At 55.2% G+C, this 15,830-nt stretch carries 14 protein-coding genes; 4 read left to right on the top strand and 10 right to left on the bottom strand.

Going from position 1 to position 15,830, the window contains the following annotated elements; translation table 11 throughout:
* The first annotated feature begins 52 nt into the window (after positions 1 to 52).
* Positions 53 to 376 (top strand): superoxide response transcriptional regulator SoxS, encoded by a 324-nt coding sequence (gene soxS / locus BMF08_RS07300; RefSeq protein WP_072570204.1) that lies wholly within the window; start codon positions 53 to 55, stop codon positions 374 to 376.
* 55 nt (positions 377 to 431) lie between these two features.
* Here soxS and BMF08_RS07295 read toward each other — a convergent pair whose 3' ends face one another.
* Entirely contained in the window at positions 432 to 1,994 is a 1,563-nt protein-coding gene (locus BMF08_RS07295) for an EAL domain-containing protein (RefSeq protein ID WP_072570203.1), read from the bottom strand.
* A gap of 550 nt (positions 1,995 to 2,544) precedes the next feature.
* Between BMF08_RS07295 and BMF08_RS07290 the strand changes: the two genes are divergently transcribed.
* The gene (locus BMF08_RS07290) at positions 2,545 to 2,826 is read left to right on the top strand and encodes a YjcB family protein (RefSeq protein WP_072570202.1); all 282 of its coding nucleotides are present in this window, start codon (positions 2,545 to 2,547) and stop codon (positions 2,824 to 2,826) included.
* A 62-nt stretch (positions 2,827 to 2,888) separates the two neighbouring features.
* Here BMF08_RS07290 and ssb1 read toward each other — a convergent pair whose 3' ends face one another.
* Entirely contained in the window at positions 2,889 to 3,422 is a 534-nt protein-coding gene (ssb1, locus tag BMF08_RS07285; RefSeq protein ID WP_072570201.1) for a single-stranded DNA-binding protein SSB1, read from the bottom strand.
* A 275-nt stretch (positions 3,423 to 3,697) separates the two neighbouring features.
* On the opposite strand from ssb1, the gene uvrA reads away from it, so the two are divergent.
* Complete coding sequence (uvrA, locus tag BMF08_RS07275) at positions 3,698 to 6,523, top strand: excinuclease ABC subunit UvrA (RefSeq protein ID WP_072570200.1); 2,826 nt, start codon at positions 3,698 to 3,700, stop codon at positions 6,521 to 6,523.
* Here the strand turns inward: uvrA and BMF08_RS07270 are convergent, their stop codons facing one another.
* The 5 genes from BMF08_RS07270 to dnaB all read right to left on the bottom strand — a co-directional run bounded on the left by BMF08_RS07270 (position 6,524) and on the right by dnaB (position 11,783).
* Positions 6,524 to 6,877 (bottom strand): MmcQ/YjbR family DNA-binding protein, encoded by a 354-nt coding sequence (locus BMF08_RS07270; RefSeq protein WP_072570199.1) that lies wholly within the window; start codon positions 6,875 to 6,877, stop codon positions 6,524 to 6,526.
* Between the two features lie 143 nt (positions 6,878 to 7,020).
* A complete protein-coding gene (aphA, locus tag BMF08_RS07265) occupies positions 7,021 to 7,734 on the bottom strand; it encodes an acid phosphatase AphA (protein ID WP_072570198.1) in 714 nt (237 codons plus the stop codon).
* A gap of 191 nt (positions 7,735 to 7,925) precedes the next feature.
* Entirely contained in the window at positions 7,926 to 9,119 is a 1,194-nt protein-coding gene (tyrB, locus tag BMF08_RS07260) for an aromatic amino acid transaminase (RefSeq protein WP_072570197.1), read from the bottom strand.
* A gap of 121 nt (positions 9,120 to 9,240) precedes the next feature.
* Positions 9,241 to 10,320 (bottom strand): alanine racemase, encoded by a 1,080-nt coding sequence (gene alr / locus BMF08_RS07255; protein ID WP_072570196.1) that lies wholly within the window; start codon positions 10,318 to 10,320, stop codon positions 9,241 to 9,243.
* 56 nt (positions 10,321 to 10,376) lie between these two features.
* Positions 10,377 to 11,783, bottom strand: a complete 1,407-nt coding sequence (gene dnaB, locus BMF08_RS07250) for a replicative DNA helicase (protein WP_072570195.1) — start codon at positions 11,781 to 11,783, stop codon at positions 10,377 to 10,379.
* Positions 11,784 to 11,846: 63 nt separating this feature from the next.
* On the opposite strand from dnaB, the gene BMF08_RS07245 reads away from it, so the two are divergent.
* A complete protein-coding gene (locus BMF08_RS07245; RefSeq protein WP_072570194.1) occupies positions 11,847 to 12,830 on the top strand; it encodes a quinone oxidoreductase in 984 nt (327 codons plus the stop codon).
* 175 nt (positions 12,831 to 13,005) lie between these two features.
* Here the strand turns inward: BMF08_RS07245 and pspG are convergent, their stop codons facing one another.
* The 3 genes from pspG to BMF08_RS07230 form a co-directional block, all read right to left on the bottom strand.
* Complete coding sequence (gene pspG, locus BMF08_RS07240) at positions 13,006 to 13,248, bottom strand: envelope stress response protein PspG (RefSeq protein ID WP_072570193.1); 243 nt, start codon at positions 13,246 to 13,248, stop codon at positions 13,006 to 13,008.
* A gap of 143 nt (positions 13,249 to 13,391) precedes the next feature.
* A complete protein-coding gene (dusA, locus tag BMF08_RS07235) occupies positions 13,392 to 14,390 on the bottom strand; it encodes a tRNA dihydrouridine(20/20a) synthase DusA (protein ID WP_072570798.1) in 999 nt (332 codons plus the stop codon).
* Positions 14,391 to 14,497: 107 nt separating this feature from the next.
* On the bottom strand, positions 14,498 to 15,790 hold the full coding sequence (locus BMF08_RS07230; RefSeq protein WP_412175855.1) for a conjugal transfer protein TraF: 1,293 nt from the start codon (positions 15,788 to 15,790) through the stop codon (positions 14,498 to 14,500).
* Positions 15,791 to 15,830 lie beyond the last annotated feature (40 nt).

Here is a 15,830-nt window from a genome sequence, read left to right as displayed (position 1 = left end):
TATACTCGCCCGCAGACAAAACGACAGCGGCAGAACTGACAAAGAGGCTAGTATGTCCCATCAGCAAATTATTCAGACACTGATTGAATGGATTGATGAACATATCGACCAACCTATGAACATTGATGTGGTCGCCAGAAAGTCCGGTTATTCGAAATGGTATTTACAGAGAATGTTCCGCGCGGTGATGCATCAGACGTTGGGGGATTACATCCGACAGCGCCGGTTACTGCTGGCGGCAGAAGCGCTGCGCACCACGCGGCGGCCCATTTTTGATATCGCCATGGACCTGGGCTATGTATCGCAGCAAACCTTTTCGCGTGTATTTCGCCGCGAATTCGACAGAACGCCCAGCGATTACCGTCATCAGATGTAAACCCCTATGAGCGCTTATCCCGTCAGGCGTCTGTTGAGACTACCGGGACAAGCGCTTAGTCGTGCTGCTGCGCCCAGTGAATAAAATCCTGCGGCGATAATGCCTTCGCAAAGTGCCAGCCCTGGCAGAACTGCACGCCGCGCTTTAGCAGCCAGGTGACCTGCTCCGCCGTTTCCACGCCTTCCGCAATGATCTTCAGACGCAGGCTGTGCGCCATCTCAATAATATGTTCAGCGATCAAATGGCTGGTGCTGTTAGTCGTCAGAGTATCGATAAAAGATTTGTCGATTTTCAGAATATCGACATTGAGGGAATATAAATTATGCAGGTTGGAATAGCCGGTACCGAAATCATCAATTGCCACTTCATAACCCGCATGACGGAACGCCTGAATAACCGGCGTGGTTTTCGGCACATCAATAAAGCCGCGCTCGGTCACTTCGATCTTAATTTGTTCAGCCCGCACCGCGTAATGTGTTGCCTTATCAGAAATAAGGGCAATCAGGCGTGACGAATGGAAATCCGAGGCGGATAAGTTAATTGAAATATAGAGGTGCGGGTTGGCGGCGAGGAAATGCCCCAGATCGGTAAACACCTCTTCAACCACATAATCGGTGACGCGTTCAATCAACCCTTCTTTTTCAGCCAGCGGTATAAACTCCACCGGGCTCATCACCGGACCATTAAACCCAGGCCAGCGCAGCAGGGCTTCTGCGCCCACGCATTTACCGGTTTTGATATCGATAATGGGTTGATAATGCAGCCTGAGTTGACGCTTTAGCAGCGCCCGATGCAGCAAACGCCGCGGGGAGTTAAATTCATGCCGGGTACGTGAGACTATCAGTAGAAGGAGAATACTGCCGATCAGCGCCAGCGGGACCAACAGCATGGCCTGATGATACAGGAAACCATAATAGCGGGTGCTGGACGTCGAGACGATCATCGAAACAGGTCGCTTGTCGGAATGGGCAATGGTATAGAAACGATTATCTGTCCGGAAGTTTAATTTCTCATTTTGTACATGTTCAGACAATATTTTAACGTTAGCGCCAGGACTGACTGAAAAGAAGGTTTTACTGATATTGTCATAAACGCCATACGTTAATGTACGATCGTCTGATGCCACTTCACTGTAAAAAAGTGGATTTACCACTACCGCATAATTACCGCGCCGCATATACACCATCTTATATCCGGAATAAAATGGCGTATCGCGATAGTAATAAATTGAAACGTCAGGATTACGTTTATAATCAGCAGCAGGAATAATATAAGGTTGAGGCAAAGTAATACTGGTGGAGCATAAAAAATGATCGCCCTGGGTATAGATGAGATCCGCCAGATAAAGCCGCCCGCGAATAATATTAAGCATATTTTGCCGATGCAACGGCGAACAGAGCGGGCCGCTGAATTTCAGGGCTTCGTCATAGGCAATATCTGCCTGACGGATCACCAGCTCGGTTTTATCCAGCGCGAGTTGCGCAAATGCATTGAGCTGCGCGCTGGTTTCTTTTACCGCGCGGATGTGTGCAAACCATAGCGCCAGCATCACAGGCAGTATAACTACCATGATGATCCCGACGATCCTCAGCACCTTGCGAAGTGCGCTATGATTCATTTCCGCCTAATATCCCTGCAAAATGTGTGCCTGTAATAACGACAGGATGCTTTGATTAACAGGTGATTACGTTGCATGAATCATAAGACATTAGCAACTGACTTTTTTCATAAGAAACCTAATATCTGCTTATGACGATAATATTCGTCCGTAAGGCAAACTAAAAGTGTTCCCCCTGTTTATATTAAGGAAAATAAATATCCAGTTCGTCGTCAAGGTTTAAGATAACTCAACAGGGGATCGCTGATTAACGCAAATTGCAGGCCGATAAAAATGATAACCGGCAGATGTTTATTTTTTAAACTGCAAAAGTGAATGGTGTGCAAAGAATACGCATAATAAAAAAATAATGTTGTTACCCTTCTGTTTCTAAAAGAGGCATATAGCCGTGGCCTGAAAGGCGCTAACAAAGCGGCTGACGCCCCCTTTATGGATATGAAACTGAGCAAAATTGACGCAGATCACTGGCGAATAAAAGAGCAAATGTGATATAGTTCACAAAAATTGTGAAAATGAAATCACGTTTCATTGGTTATCAGAGGAAGGGTTGATGGCTACCATTACCACCGGCGTGGTATTGCTACGCTGGCAGTTATTGAGCGCGGTGCTGATGTTTCTTGCCAGCACATTAAACATTCGCTTTCGCAAGTCTGATTATATCGGTCTTGCGGTGATCAGCAGCGGGCTGGGCGTGATCGCCGCCTGCTGGTTCGCCACCGGTTTGCTCGGCATTACGCTGATTGATGTGGCGGCGATCTGGAATAATATTAAAGACGTAATGATTGAAGCCTCCAGTCACACGCCACCTGAATGGCCGGTGGTCATCACCTGATGGCGTCGCACCAAAACAAAAGCCCCGTCAATGCGGGGCTTTTTGCGTACTGATGGTCAGGATCAGAACGGGATGTCGTCGTCAAAATCCATCGGCGGTTCGTTAGACTGCGCCGGTGCTGAAGACGGTTGCTGCGGGCGAGACTGCGCGCCGCCGCTGAACTGATTGCCGCCGCCCTGCGGTTGCTGAGGCTGACCCCAGCCGCCCTGCTGCTGGCCGCCGCCTGCCGGTGCGCCGCCACCCTGACGTCCACCCAGCATCTGCATTACGCCGCCAATCTGCGGAACGTTGATTTCAGTGGTGTAGCGTTCCTGACCGCTCTGATCGGTCCACTTACGGGTACGCAGGGAACCTTCGATATACACCTGGGAGCCTTTACGCAGATATTCACCGGCGATTTCCGCCAGTTTGCCAAACAGCACAACGCGGTGCCATTCAGTCTGCTCTTTAGTCTCACCGGTGTTTTTATCACGCCAGGATTCGGAGGTCGCCAGCGTAATGTTGGCGACTGCGCCACCACTCGGCATGTAGCGTACTTCCGGGTCCTGGCCCAGATTACCGACGAGAATCACCTTGTTTACGCCTCTGCTGGCCATGGTCGTGTCTCCTGAATACGTTTCTTAATAGTGTAAACGCGCGATTGTAGCATTACAAACCGCGCGATTGATACCTTGCGAGGCGGATTCCAGTAAACCGCGCCGTCGCGACATTGTTGCAAGACTCACTGGAAGGCGCATCATAACACTGTATATCCATTCAGGTTAAATTGTGTCATAATTAATCGTTTCAGTTCAGACCGCCGGGCGTGTTCTATGCTTACCGAAATGGATGCATAACGCTATGGCAGCCGAATCTCTACCGGGAAAGGTGAATGGATAAGATAGAAGTACGGGGCGCGCGTACCCATAATCTCAAGAACATCAACATCGTCATCCCACGCGACAAGCTGATTGTCGTGACCGGGCTTTCGGGTTCAGGCAAATCCTCGCTGGCTTTTGACACCCTTTATGCCGAAGGGCAGCGTCGTTACGTCGAATCGCTCTCTGCCTATGCGCGGCAGTTCCTGTCCCTCATGGAAAAGCCAGATGTCGATCATATTGAAGGGCTGTCGCCGGCAATCTCCATTGAGCAGAAGTCGACGTCGCACAACCCACGTTCCACGGTCGGGACCATTACCGAAATTCATGACTATCTGCGTCTGCTGTTTGCCCGCGTGGGCGAAGCGCGCTGCCCGGATCATAACGTTCCGCTGGCCGCGCAAACGGTCAGTCAGATGGTCGATAACGTGCTCTCGCAGCCTGAAGGCAAGCGGCTGATGCTGCTGGCGCCTATCATCAAAGATCGTAAGGGCGAGCACACCAAAACGCTGGAAAACCTGGCCAGCCAGGGTTATATCCGCGCCCGTATCGACGGCGAAGTCTGCGATCTTTCCGATCCGCCGACGCTTGAGCTGCAAAAGAAACACACCATTGAGGTGGTCATCGACCGCTTTAAAGTGCGCGACGATCTGACGCAGCGCCTTGCGGAATCCTTTGAAACCGCGCTGGATCTCTCCGGCGGAACGGCGATCGTGGCCGATATGGACGACGCCAAAGCGGGCGAACTGCTGTTCTCCGCAAACTTCGCCTGCCCGATTTGCGGCTACAGCATGAATGAGCTGGAACCGCGTATGTTCTCGTTCAACAACCCGGCGGGCGCCTGTCCGACCTGCGACGGGCTGGGCGTACAACAGTATTTCGATCCGGATCGGGTGATCCAGAATCCGGAGCTGTCGCTGGCGGGCGGCGCGATCCGCGGCTGGGATCGCCGAAACTTCTATTATTTCCAGATGCTGCGCTCCCTTGCCGAACACTACAAGTTCGACGTGGAAGCGCCGTGGGCCAGCCTGAGCGCTAACGTACATAAAGTGGTGCTGTTCGGATCCGGCAAAGAGAACGTCGAATTTAAGTACATGAACGATCGCGGCGATACTTCCGTGCGACGCCATCCGTTTGAAGGCGTGCTGCACAATATGGAGCGCCGTTATAAAGAGACGGAATCCAGCGCGGTACGTGAAGAGCTGGCGAAGTTCATCAGCAACCGCTCGTGCACCACCTGTGACGGAACGCGTCTGCGTCGTGAAGCGCGCCACGTGTTTGTGGAAGACACGCCGCTGCCGACCATTTCCGACATGAGCATCGGCCATGCGATGGATTTCTTCACCAATCTGAAACTTTCCGGCCAGCGTGCAAAAATCGCTGAAAAAGTGCTGAAAGAGATTGGCGATCGTCTGAAATTCCTCGTGAACGTTGGGCTGAACTACCTGACGCTGTCCCGTTCGGCAGAGACCCTGTCCGGCGGCGAAGCGCAGCGTATCCGTCTGGCGAGCCAGATCGGTGCTGGTGTGGTGGGCGTGATGTACGTGCTGGATGAGCCGTCTATCGGTCTGCATCAGCGCGATAACGAACGTCTGCTCGGCACGCTGATCCATCTGCGTAACCTCGGCAACACGGTGATTGTGGTGGAGCATGATGAAGATGCGATCCGCGCCGCAGATCACGTTATCGATATCGGCCCGGGCGCAGGCGTTCATGGCGGTCAGGTAGTGGCTGAAGGTACGCTTGAAGACATCATGGCGGTGCCGGAATCGCTGACCGGGCAGTTTATGAGCGGCGTACGTAAGATTGAGATCCCGAAAGCGCGTGTGCCTGCGGATCCGGAAAAAGTGCTTAAGCTGACCGGCGCGCGCGGCAACAACCTGAAGGATGTCACCCTGACGCTGCCGGTAGGCCTGTTTACCTGCATCACCGGCGTGTCCGGCTCGGGTAAATCGACGCTGATCAACGATACGCTGTTCCCGATCGCCCAGCGCCAGCTCAACGGCGCAACCATCGCCGAGCCTGCGCCCTATCGTGACGTTCAGGGTCTGGAACATTTCGATAAAGTTATCGATATCGACCAGAGCCCGATTGGCCGTACGCCGCGCTCTAACCCGGCGACCTACACCGGCGTGTTTACGCCCGTGCGCGAGCTGTTTGCCGGTGTTCCGGAGTCGCGTTCACGCGGCTATACGCCGGGCCGTTTCAGCTTTAACGTGCGCGGCGGGCGTTGCGAAGCCTGTCAGGGCGATGGCGTGATCAAAGTCGAAATGCACTTCCTGCCGGACATTTATGTGCCGTGCGACCAGTGCAAAGGCAAGCGCTATAACCGTGAAACGCTGGAGATCAAATACAAAGGCAAGACGATCCATGAAGTGCTGGATATGACCATCGAAGAAGCGCGCGAGTTCTTTGATGCCGTACCATCACTGGCGCGTAAACTGCAAACGCTGATGGACGTTGGCCTGACCTATATTCGTCTTGGACAATCCGCCACCACGCTGTCCGGCGGTGAAGCACAGCGCGTGAAGCTGGCGCGTGAGCTGTCGAAACGCGGTACCGGTCAGACGTTGTATATCCTTGATGAACCGACGACCGGCCTGCACTTCGCGGACATTCAGCAACTGCTGGAAGTGCTGCACCAGTTACGCGATCAGGGTAATACCATCGTGGTGATTGAGCATAACCTGGACGTGATCAAAACCGCAGACTGGATCGTCGATCTGGGGCCGGAAGGCGGCAGCGGCGGCGGGGAAATCCTCGTCTCCGGCACGCCGGAAACCGTTGCCGGGTGCGAAGCCTCGCACACGGCGCGCTTCCTCAAACCGATGCTGAAGTAATCAGACGGAAAGTTGCTGCCTGACGGCGTCGGGCAGCGCACTGACCACCAGCTGATACGAGGCGTCTACCAGATAGTAAATCTGCGAATCCGGCAGCGATCCATCGAGAAATACCGTGCTCCAGTGCGCTTTGTTCAGACGCGCGCTGGGGCGCACATCGCTGTGTTCATTACGCAATAATTCCGCCAGCTCCGGGCTGGTTTTCAGCGTGACCGCCGGACGGCCATCCGTTTCGTGCACCATTGCAAACAGCACATCCGCCACTTTAATCTGCGTCGCTTTCCAGTCGCTGTGTACGCTCTGTTCCGCTCCCGCCTTGCCCATGCAATAGGGCAGTAATTCTGCATTGGTCATTGGGGTTCCCCTGTTGTTGGCACCTCTGGTGCAGCTCCCTGTCGAAAATAAATCTTTCTAAGTGTGCAGCATGAGTGCGTTTTCAGCCAGGTTTCCGCCAGCAGAGATTAAAAAAACGGCAATCCTGCGACTGCCGTTGGGGATCAGTATTCGGAATTGACGATCACTTCTTCACCGAACATGCCCGCCTGCGGCAGCGGTTTGTAAGTGGAGTTGGAGGCACGCAGTACGCGGATACCGCGCGCGCCAGTTTCCTGCGCGGCGCGAATATCGTTATCGGAGTCGCCGTAGAACACTTTGATTTGCTTACCCCGTAACCACTGTGTTTTGGTGTTCTGACCTGGCTTGTCTCCCGCAAAAATCACCGGATTCATGCTGGCGGCCGGAATAAGGAAGTCATCCTGCAGGGTTTTGGTGACGGTTTCCGTTTTGGTTTCGCTGCGGCCGGTGATGAAGAAAATAGAGTCCCCGCGCTTCACATGCATGGCGATCAACGCGCGGGCCACCTCTTTCGGAATGCTGAATTCATCCCAGCCGTTGTTCATCTTTTCCCAGAACGCCGGATTTTTCAGATAGTCTTCGCTGTCCGGCGACCAGGTTTTCTTGCCGCGCCAGAAGCCGGGGCTGGAAAAAAGCACGGTGTCATCAATATCAAAACCCACGGCCATCGGCGGACGTCCCAGCAGACTGTTTTCGATTTGCGCCACGGATACCCAGTGCACCGGTGCCTGTTGCGCCAGTTGTGCGACATTAGTACCGGGATTAAGGGGCGAAGGCGACGAGGCGTGAGCGGTAACGGGGCCATTAAGCGTGAACAGCAAACTAAAGGCGCTGAGGATAAGTGTGATTTTGCGCATATTTTTCCCTGCATTATCAGCCCGCAATCATTGCAACCTGCGCGGACGATCAAAAATTTACCCGACCTTAACGTCACGGGCAGGTGAAAGGAAGAATATTCTTAAAAAAGAGGCGGGAAACAGAAGACGGATCGCATTCTGCTCTCCCGCCCGGCCGCATGACACCGGGAGAGAGAGCAGTAAGCAAGTACTTACATTACAGCGGCAAAGGCCTGTGCCACACGCTGTACGTTGCCAGCATTCAGCCCGGCGACGCACATGCGTCCGCTGGCGATAAGGTAAACGCCAAACTCATCGCGCAGGCGATCCACCTGGGCGCTGCTCAGCCCGGTATAGCTGAACATCCCGCGCTGTTTGAGCAGATAATCAAAGTTCTGATCCGGCACCGCATCCTTCAGGACATCAACCAGCGCCTGACGCATCGCCAGGATGCGCAGGCGCATGGCTTCCACTTCCGCCAGCCAGCTGGCTTTCAGGGCGTCGTCGCCCAGCACCGTCGCCACCAGCTGCGCGCCAAAGGCTGGCGGGCTGGAGTAGTTACGACGTACGGTGGCTTTCAGCTGACCCAGCACGCGGGCGGCAGCGTCGGCATCTTCACAGACCACCGACAGACCGCCGACACGCTCGCCGTACAGTGAGAAAATCTTCGAGAAGGAGTTGCTGACCAGCGCCGGTAGCCCTGCGCTGGCAATGGCGCGGATGGCGTAGGCATCCTCTTCCATACCCGCGCCAAAGCCCTGATAGGCGATGTCGAGGAACGGGATCAGGTTGCGCGCTTTCAGCACTTCAACGACTGCATCCCATTGAGCGTTAGTCAGGTCTGCGCCGGTCGGGTTGTGGCAGCATGGATGCAGCAGCACGATGCTTTGCGCCGGCAGCGTGTTCAGTTTTTCGAGTAACGCTTCCGCGCGCACGCCGTTAGTGGCGGCATCAAACCACGGGTAGGTATCGACGTTAAAACCTGCGCCTTCAAAAATGGCGACGTGGTTTTCCCATGTCGGATCGCTGACCCAAACGCCGGAGTCCGGGAAGTAGCGTTTGAGGAAATCGGCACCGATTTTCAACGCCCCTGAGCCGCCCAGTGTCTGGATGGTGGCGACGCGCTGCGCGTTTAATACCGGGTGATCCGCCCCGAACAGCAGCGGCGCGATGGTATGGCGATAGCCGTTTAAGCCTTCCATCGGCAGATAAAGCGAGGCACCGTGCGGCCGGGCATTCAGGCGCGCCCGCGCTTCCGTAATCGCCTGGAGCTGGGGAATAGCACCGTCTTCGTTGTAATACAGCCCGATGCTGAGATTAACTTTGTCGCTACGGGGATCTTCTTTAAAACGTTCCATCAGCGAAAGGATGGGGTCGCCAGCATAGGCGTCAACTTTCTGAAACACGGGGTGGTTCTCCAGGTTTACGGTGCGGATAACCACAATAAACCGGAAGCGCGGGAAGATCGAGAGGGATGTGAATGGAAGGTTATCAGCAGGCCCCACGCAGGGGACCTGCAAAATACGATCAGTCGAGGTATTTCATCGCCACCCGCGAGGTCAGTCGCGTGATAAGTTCGTAAGCGCTCACTTTTGTGAATTCGGCGATACGCTCGACCGGCAGACCATCGCCCCACAGGGTCACGCGATCGCCCGCTTTTTCCTGCGCGTCCGGCCCGAGATCGACACAAATCATGTCCATCGCCACCCGGCCAACTATCGGTACTTCCCGGCCATTCACCAGCACCGGCGTACCGGACGGGGCTGCCCGCGGGTAGCCATCGCCGTAGCCCATCGCCACCACGCCCAGGCGGGTGTCGCGCTCGCTGATCCAGGTGCCGCCATAGCCGACCGGCTCGCCCGCTTTGTGTTCACGCACGGCGATCAGGTTTGAGGTCAGGGACATGACCGGCAGAAAGCCGAAGTCCGGACCCCAGGGTTTATGATCCAACGGAGAGACGCCGTAAAGGATAATGCCAGGACGTACCCAGTCAAAATGCGCCTGCGGCCACAGCAGGATGCCGCCGGAGGCCGCGATGGAACGCTGTCCGGGTTTGCCGTCGCAAAAGGTATTGAAAATATCGAGTTGCTGCTCGGTGGCGCCGCATTCCGGTTCATCGGCGCGGGCAAAATGGCTGACGATATTTACCGGCTGACGCACGTTTTTACAGGCGCAGAGGCGTTGATAAAAGGCGCTGGCGTCTTCAGGGCGCACGCCGAGGCGGTGCATGCCGGTGTCGAGCTTCATCCAGACGGTGACCGGCTCGCTAAGTTCGGCGTTTTCCAGCGCCGTCAGCTGCTCGTTATTGTGGACGGCGGTATGCAAATGTTCTGCGGCAATGGTCGGCAGGTCGTCGGCGGCGAAGAAGCCTTCCAGCAGTAAAATTGGTTGGGTGATGCCTCCCGCGCGCAGGCGCAGGGCTTCTTCGAGACGGGCGACGCCAAAGGCGTCGGCATCGGGGAGCGTTCGCGCGGTCTCAAGAAGACCGTGTCCGTAAGCGTTCGCTTTCACGACTGCCACCAGGCGACTGGCAGGAGCCAGTTCGCGCAGGCGTTGCAGGTTGTGACGCAGAGCGCGGCGGTTAATGACTACAGTTGCCGCTTGCATTGTTATTCCTTCATTAATGAGTACCGGATCTGACGTTTTAAAACCGACCAGATCCCTTATTCGTCGTCGTATTGTGGACCCGCATAGTTATCAAAGCGCGACCACTGACCGTTAAAGGTCAGACGTACCGTACCGATCGGGCCGTTACGCTGTTTACCGAGGATGATTTCCGCGATGCCTTTCAGATCGCTGTTTTCGTGATAAACCTCGTCACGGTAGATAAACATGATCAGGTCGGCATCCTGCTCGATGGAGCCGGATTCACGCAGGTCGGAGTTTACCGGACGTTTATCGGCGCGCTGTTCCAGCGAGCGGTTGAGCTGCGAGAGCGCCACCACCGGCACCTGTAATTCTTTCGCCAGCGCTTTCAGCGAGCGGGAGATCTCGGCGATCTCCAGCGTACGGTTATCAGAAAGAGAAGGAACGCGCATCAATTGCAGGTAGTCGATCATGATCAGACTCAGCCCGCCGTGCTCGCGGAAAATACGGCGCGCGCGGGAGCGGACTTCTGTCGGCGTCAGGCCAGAGGAGTCGTCGATATACATGTTGCGCTTTTCCAGCAGAATGCCCATGGTGCCGGAGATACGCGCCCAGTCTTCATCATCAAGCTGGCCGGTACGAATACGGGTCTGGTCGACGCGGGACAGAGACGCCAGCATACGCATCATGATCTGTTCGGCGGGCATCTCGAGACTGAAGATTAAGACCGGTTTATCCTGCAACATGGCCGCGTTTTCGCAGAGGTTCATCGCAAAAGTGGTCTTACCCATCGACGGACGCGCTGCCACGATAATCAAATCCGAACGCTGTAAGCCCGCGGTCTTTTTATTCAGATCCTGATAGCCGGTATCCACACCCGTCACGCCGTCATGAGGCTGCTGGAAAAGCTGCTCAATACGCGCCACGGTGGACTCAAGGATCTGATCGATACTCTTCGGGCCTTCGTCTTTATTGGCACGATTTTCAGCGATCTGGAAAACGCGGGATTCGGCCAGATCGAGCAGATCTTCGCTGCTGCGGCCCTGCGGATCGAAACCGGCGGTGGCAATCTCATTCGCCACCGAAATCATTTCACGCACTACCGCGCGTTCACGCACGATGTCAGCATATGCGCTAATGTTCGCCGCGCTTGGCGTATTTTTTGACAGCTCTGCCAGATACGCAAAGCCGCCCACGCTGTCGAGTTGCCCCTGTTGCTCCAGCGATTCCGCGAGCGTGATCAGGTCGATGGGTTTACTCATCTCCTGCAGGCGGTGCATCTCAGTGAAGATGTGGCGGTGCGGGCGGGTATAGAAATCTTCCGCCACTACGCGCTCGGCCACATCGTCCCAGCGTTCGTTATCCAGCATTAAACCGCCCAACACCGACTGTTCCGCTTCAATCGAGTGCGGGGGGACTTTCATCCCTTCGACCTTGAAGTCGCGAGGTTCAGGCTGTTTGTTGAAGGGTTTATTTCCTGCCATAGTGAATGGAGTTACCGAGATGATGATTGGGTCGAAAGATTACCACAGAGTTCAGGAGGAAGCATGGCAACAAGAATTGAATTTCACAAGCATGGTGGCCCTGAGGTACTGAAAGCGGTGGAGTTCACCCCCACCGATCCGGCGGAAAATGAAGTCCAGGTTGAGAACAAAGCCATTGGTATCAATTATATTGATACCTATATTCGCAGCGGGCTTTATCCACCGCCTTCCCTGCCGAGCGGCCTGGGAACGGAAGCCGCGGGCGTGGTCAGCAAAGTGGGTAAAGGCGTAACCCATATCAAAGCCGGTGACCGGGTGGTATACGCCCAGTCGGCGCTCGGGGCTTACAGCTCAGTGCATAACGTGCCTGCCGATAAAGCAGCGATTTTGCCTAACGCCATCTCCTTCGAACAGGCTGCCGCCTCCTTCCTGAAAGGCCTGACGGTGTTTTATCTGCTGCGTAAAACCTACGAAATTAAACCCGACGAACCCTTTTTATTCCATGCCGCCGCCGGGGGCGTGGGGCTGATTGCCTGCCAGTGGTCGAAGGCGCTGGGCGGTAAGCTGATCGGCACCGTGGGTAGCGCGCAAAAAGCGCAGCGCGCGTTACAGGCCGGTGCCTGGCAGGTGATCAATTATCGTGAAGAGAGCATTGTTGAGCGGGTAAAAGAGATCACCGGCGGCAAGAAGGTGCGCGTGGTCTATGACTCGGTGGGGAAAGATACCTGGGAAGCCTCGCTGGACTGCCTGCAACGCCACGGGCTGATGGTGAGCTTCGGTAATGCTTCCGGGCCGGTGACCGGCGTCAATCTGGGGATTCTCAACCAGAAAGGCTCGCTGTTTGCCACCCGCCCTTCCCTGCAAGGCTACATCACCAATCGCGAGGAGCTGGAAGAAGCCAGCAATGAACTGTTCTCGCTGATCGCCAGCGGCGTGATCAAAGTGGATGTGGCGGAAGATCAGAAGTTTGCGCTGGCGGATGCGCAACGGGCGCATGAGGTACTGGAAAGCCGCGCCACTCAGGGGTCAAGTTTACTGATCCCTTAAAAGAATTAGGGCCTCCCTGAGGAGGCCCATTCTTTTTTTAGTTCGGCTGTTTGTAGGGGACAGCACGATGAATTCGTTAACCGCGCCATAGTGCCAGATCCGATAAGTAAATCCTATGCGGTTTCAGCGAACTCACCTCTGAAAAGTACGAGGTTGTGATCAACCACGCATAACCTTAGTAACGCCAGCGGTTATTGCGCTGATAATGTGGGATTTTTGGCGTTTTTATCGCCCGTATCACCCACACAATCGCCACCGCCAGCAGCAGCCAGGGCAGCAGTTTAATCATCAGCGCGAACAGCCCGCCAACAAACATTAACGCGGTGGCGGCCACCAGCGCGGCAATAATGCCGAGCAGGGAAATTCCGGTCACCATTAGCATGACAAAAAATCCAATGACAAAAAGTAGTTCCAGCATGGCTCTCTCCCGAAAGACGTTTCTTTCATTCTTGTCTCAGGTATTACAAGATCCGTGCCAAAGTTAACCTGCTGAAATAAAACGAAAACGCCCCGCGGATTAACGCGAGGCGTGGTGAATCTGACCAAATTCTGGCGAAGTTTTTAACGCTTATCCGCCACCAGCGCCAGCGCCTGTTCCACTACGCGAATATCTGCGCCTGCTTTATGCGCATTTTCACTCAGATGGCGACGCCACTGACGCGCGCCGGGAATGCCCTGGAACAGCCCGAGCATATGACGGGTAATGTGCCCCAGATAGGCCCCTTTGCTCAGTTCACGCTCAATGTACGGATACATGGCGCGCACCACGGCAACCGGATCGGCATCCGCGCGGTCACGACCAAAGATCTCGCGGTCCACGGCGGTGAGGATCCCCGGATTCTGGTACGCCTCGCGGCCTACCATCACGCCATCCATGTGTTCCAGATGCGCTTTCGCTTCCGCCAGTGATTTGATGCCGCCGTTAATCGACATTGTCAGCTGCGGGAAATCGCGCTTCAGCTGGTATACGCGCGGGTAATCCAGCGGCGGGATCTCGCGGTTCTCTTTCGGGCTCAAACCTGACAGCCATGCTTTACGGGCGTGGATAATAAAGGTGTCGCATTCGCCCTTACCGGAGACGGTGCTGATGAAATCACACAGGAATTCATAGCTGTCCTGATCGTCAATGCCGATACGGGTTTTTACTGTGACCGGGATCGACACTACGTCGCGCATCGCTTTTACGCAGTCAGCCACCAGTTGGGCGTTGCCCATCAGACAGGCGCCGAACATGCCATTTTGTACGCGGTCGGACGGACAGCCAACGTTGAGGTTGATTTCATCGTAGCCCCGTTCTTCCGCCAGTCTGGCGCACTGCGCCAGCTGCTGCGGATCGCTGCCGCCCAGCTGTAAGGCGACCGGATGCTCTTCCTCGCTGTACGCCAGATAATCGCCCTTGCCGTGAATAATGGCGCCGGTGGTGACCATTTCGGTGTAGAGCAGCATATCGCGGGACAGCAGACGCAAAAAGTAGCGGCAATGCCTGTCCGTCCAGTCGAGCATCGGCGCGATGGAGAAGCGGGAGGAAGCGAATTGGGTGGACGGAGTTACGGGTGCCATAGCGTACATTTTTGCATCAATATGAAAAAGGGGCGCTACTATAACACACTCATTTCCGGGGTACACATTAGCAGACCGGAGGCGATGCGCCCCCGGTCCGCTTTAACTCAGAAGGTCAGGCTCAGCTGTGCGCCTGCGCCCCAGGTTTCGTTTTCGCCCACGATACCGGTCAGGTCAAGACGCGCGCGTTCAAAGGCCGTGAAGCCCAGACCGCCGGTAAAGACGTTGCTATCGTTATCTTTCACGTCTGCACGGTAACCGGCACGCACCGCCATCCAGTCTAACGGACGGACTTCAGCGCCGACGCCCACATACTGCGAGTTTTCTTCGCTCTTGAAGCCTTTGGTTTCCGTCAGATCGCCATCGGCGGTTACCGTCACCAGATCGTTATGCCATGCCACACCCGCTGTCACCACCGGGCTGATCTGGTAGGTGTCTTTGTAATTTCTCACCTCACCGGTACGGCCGTTACGCACGTTGATATCTTTGGTGTCGATGTCGCGGGAGATCAGGTTCTGCCCGCTCACGCCTACGGTCCAGTTTTCGCCGAAATCTGCCGCAATACCGGCATCGACGTTAAAACCATTGTCGTCGGTACGATAACGGCTGCTTTTGAAATCGTCGCTGTCGTAATCGTAAATGGAGGTGGTGTAGTTATAGACCCAGGTTTTCTGGAATTTCGGCGTTACGCCGATAGAAACCGGAACTTCACCCACCTGGAACTGACGGGCAACAGCGATACCGTAATCCGAGACGATAGCCGCGCGCCCGGAGGCGGTGGAGTTCAGATTTTCGGTGATTTCATCAGAGCCGTTTGGCGACAGCGCGGCATTAAGCGCTTCACCGACGGCCACCAGCCTGCTGTTCTGGATGCTGCGCAGGTAAGTAATATCCTGCTGATCAATGTTCGAACTGACGCGGGCATGCGCATGGGCTTTAGTTACGAAGGCCACCGACAGCACGTCGTTAGGAATACTAACGGCAATGCCAGCGCCGGCACTTGCGCGCGCGGTTTTACCATCAAGGAATTCCAGCTCATCCGCCAGATCCTTAGCGGCGCTCTGGAATTGCCCGATAGTGCCCAGCGGGTTAGCAATAATTTGCGCTGCGGTAAGGTTATCGACAACGTCGCTGTAGCGGTCGACTTTGTCATTAATTTCGTCAATCTCATCCTGAAGATTGTCTTTGTCGGTGATTTGCGCGCCCACGGCTGGCAGGATCACAGTCACGCTGTCATCCGGCTTTGCTTTGGCCAGCAAGGCCGGGTTAATGAGTGCGCCGCTGCCATAGCTCGCGGAAGCAACACCCGTACCACCCATTGCGTCGCCACGCGCTTCTGCCCAGGTATTGGCCGCTGACGCCTGATTTGCCACAAAAAAGGAGACAGCGAGAGTAACCATTGAATATTTGAATGTTTTTTTCACAGTTTGCTCTTCTTTG

Origin of the sequence: Enterobacter sp. SA187 (genome assembly GCF_001888805.2) — a bacterium.
Lineage (GTDB): Bacteria > Pseudomonadota > Gammaproteobacteria > Enterobacterales > Enterobacteriaceae > Enterobacter_D.
Note: the sequence above shows the minus strand (reverse complement) of the source record. Positions and strands in the feature narration are given on the sequence as shown.

Bases quoted from the DNA above. Each gene is read 5' to 3' on its own strand.
- alr (WP_072570196.1), bottom strand. From the start codon at position 10,320: ATGCAAGCGGCAACTGTAGTCATTAACCGCCGCGCTCTGCGTCACAAC.
- ssb1 (WP_072570201.1), bottom strand. From the start codon at position 3,422: ATGGCCAGCAGAGGCGTAAACAAGGTGATTCTCGTCGGTAATCTGGGC.
- BMF08_RS07245 (WP_072570194.1), top strand. From the start codon at position 11,847: ATGGCAACAAGAATTGAATTTCACAAGCATGGTGGCCCTGAGGTACTG.
- pspG (WP_072570193.1), bottom strand. From the start codon at position 13,248: ATGCTGGAACTACTTTTTGTCATTGGATTTTTTGTCATGCTAATGGTG.
- aphA (WP_072570198.1), bottom strand. From the start codon at position 7,734: ATGCGCAAAATCACACTTATCCTCAGCGCCTTTAGTTTGCTGTTCACG.
- BMF08_RS07230 (WP_412175855.1), bottom strand. From the start codon at position 15,790: ATGGTTACTCTCGCTGTCTCCTTTTTTGTGGCAAATCAGGCGTCAGCG.
- uvrA (WP_072570200.1), top strand. From the start codon at position 3,698: ATGGATAAGATAGAAGTACGGGGCGCGCGTACCCATAATCTCAAGAAC.
- dnaB (WP_072570195.1), bottom strand. From the start codon at position 11,783: ATGGCAGGAAATAAACCCTTCAACAAACAGCCTGAACCTCGCGACTTC.
- BMF08_RS07295 (WP_072570203.1), bottom strand. From the start codon at position 1,994: ATGAATCATAGCGCACTTCGCAAGGTGCTGAGGATCGTCGGGATCATC.
- soxS (WP_072570204.1), top strand. From the start codon at position 53: ATGTCCCATCAGCAAATTATTCAGACACTGATTGAATGGATTGATGAA.
- dusA (WP_072570798.1), bottom strand. From the start codon at position 14,390: ATGGCACCCGTAACTCCGTCCACCCAATTCGCTTCCTCCCGCTTCTCC.
- BMF08_RS07290 (WP_072570202.1), top strand. From the start codon at position 2,545: ATGGCTACCATTACCACCGGCGTGGTATTGCTACGCTGGCAGTTATTG.
- BMF08_RS07270 (WP_072570199.1), bottom strand. From the start codon at position 6,877: ATGACCAATGCAGAATTACTGCCCTATTGCATGGGCAAGGCGGGAGCG.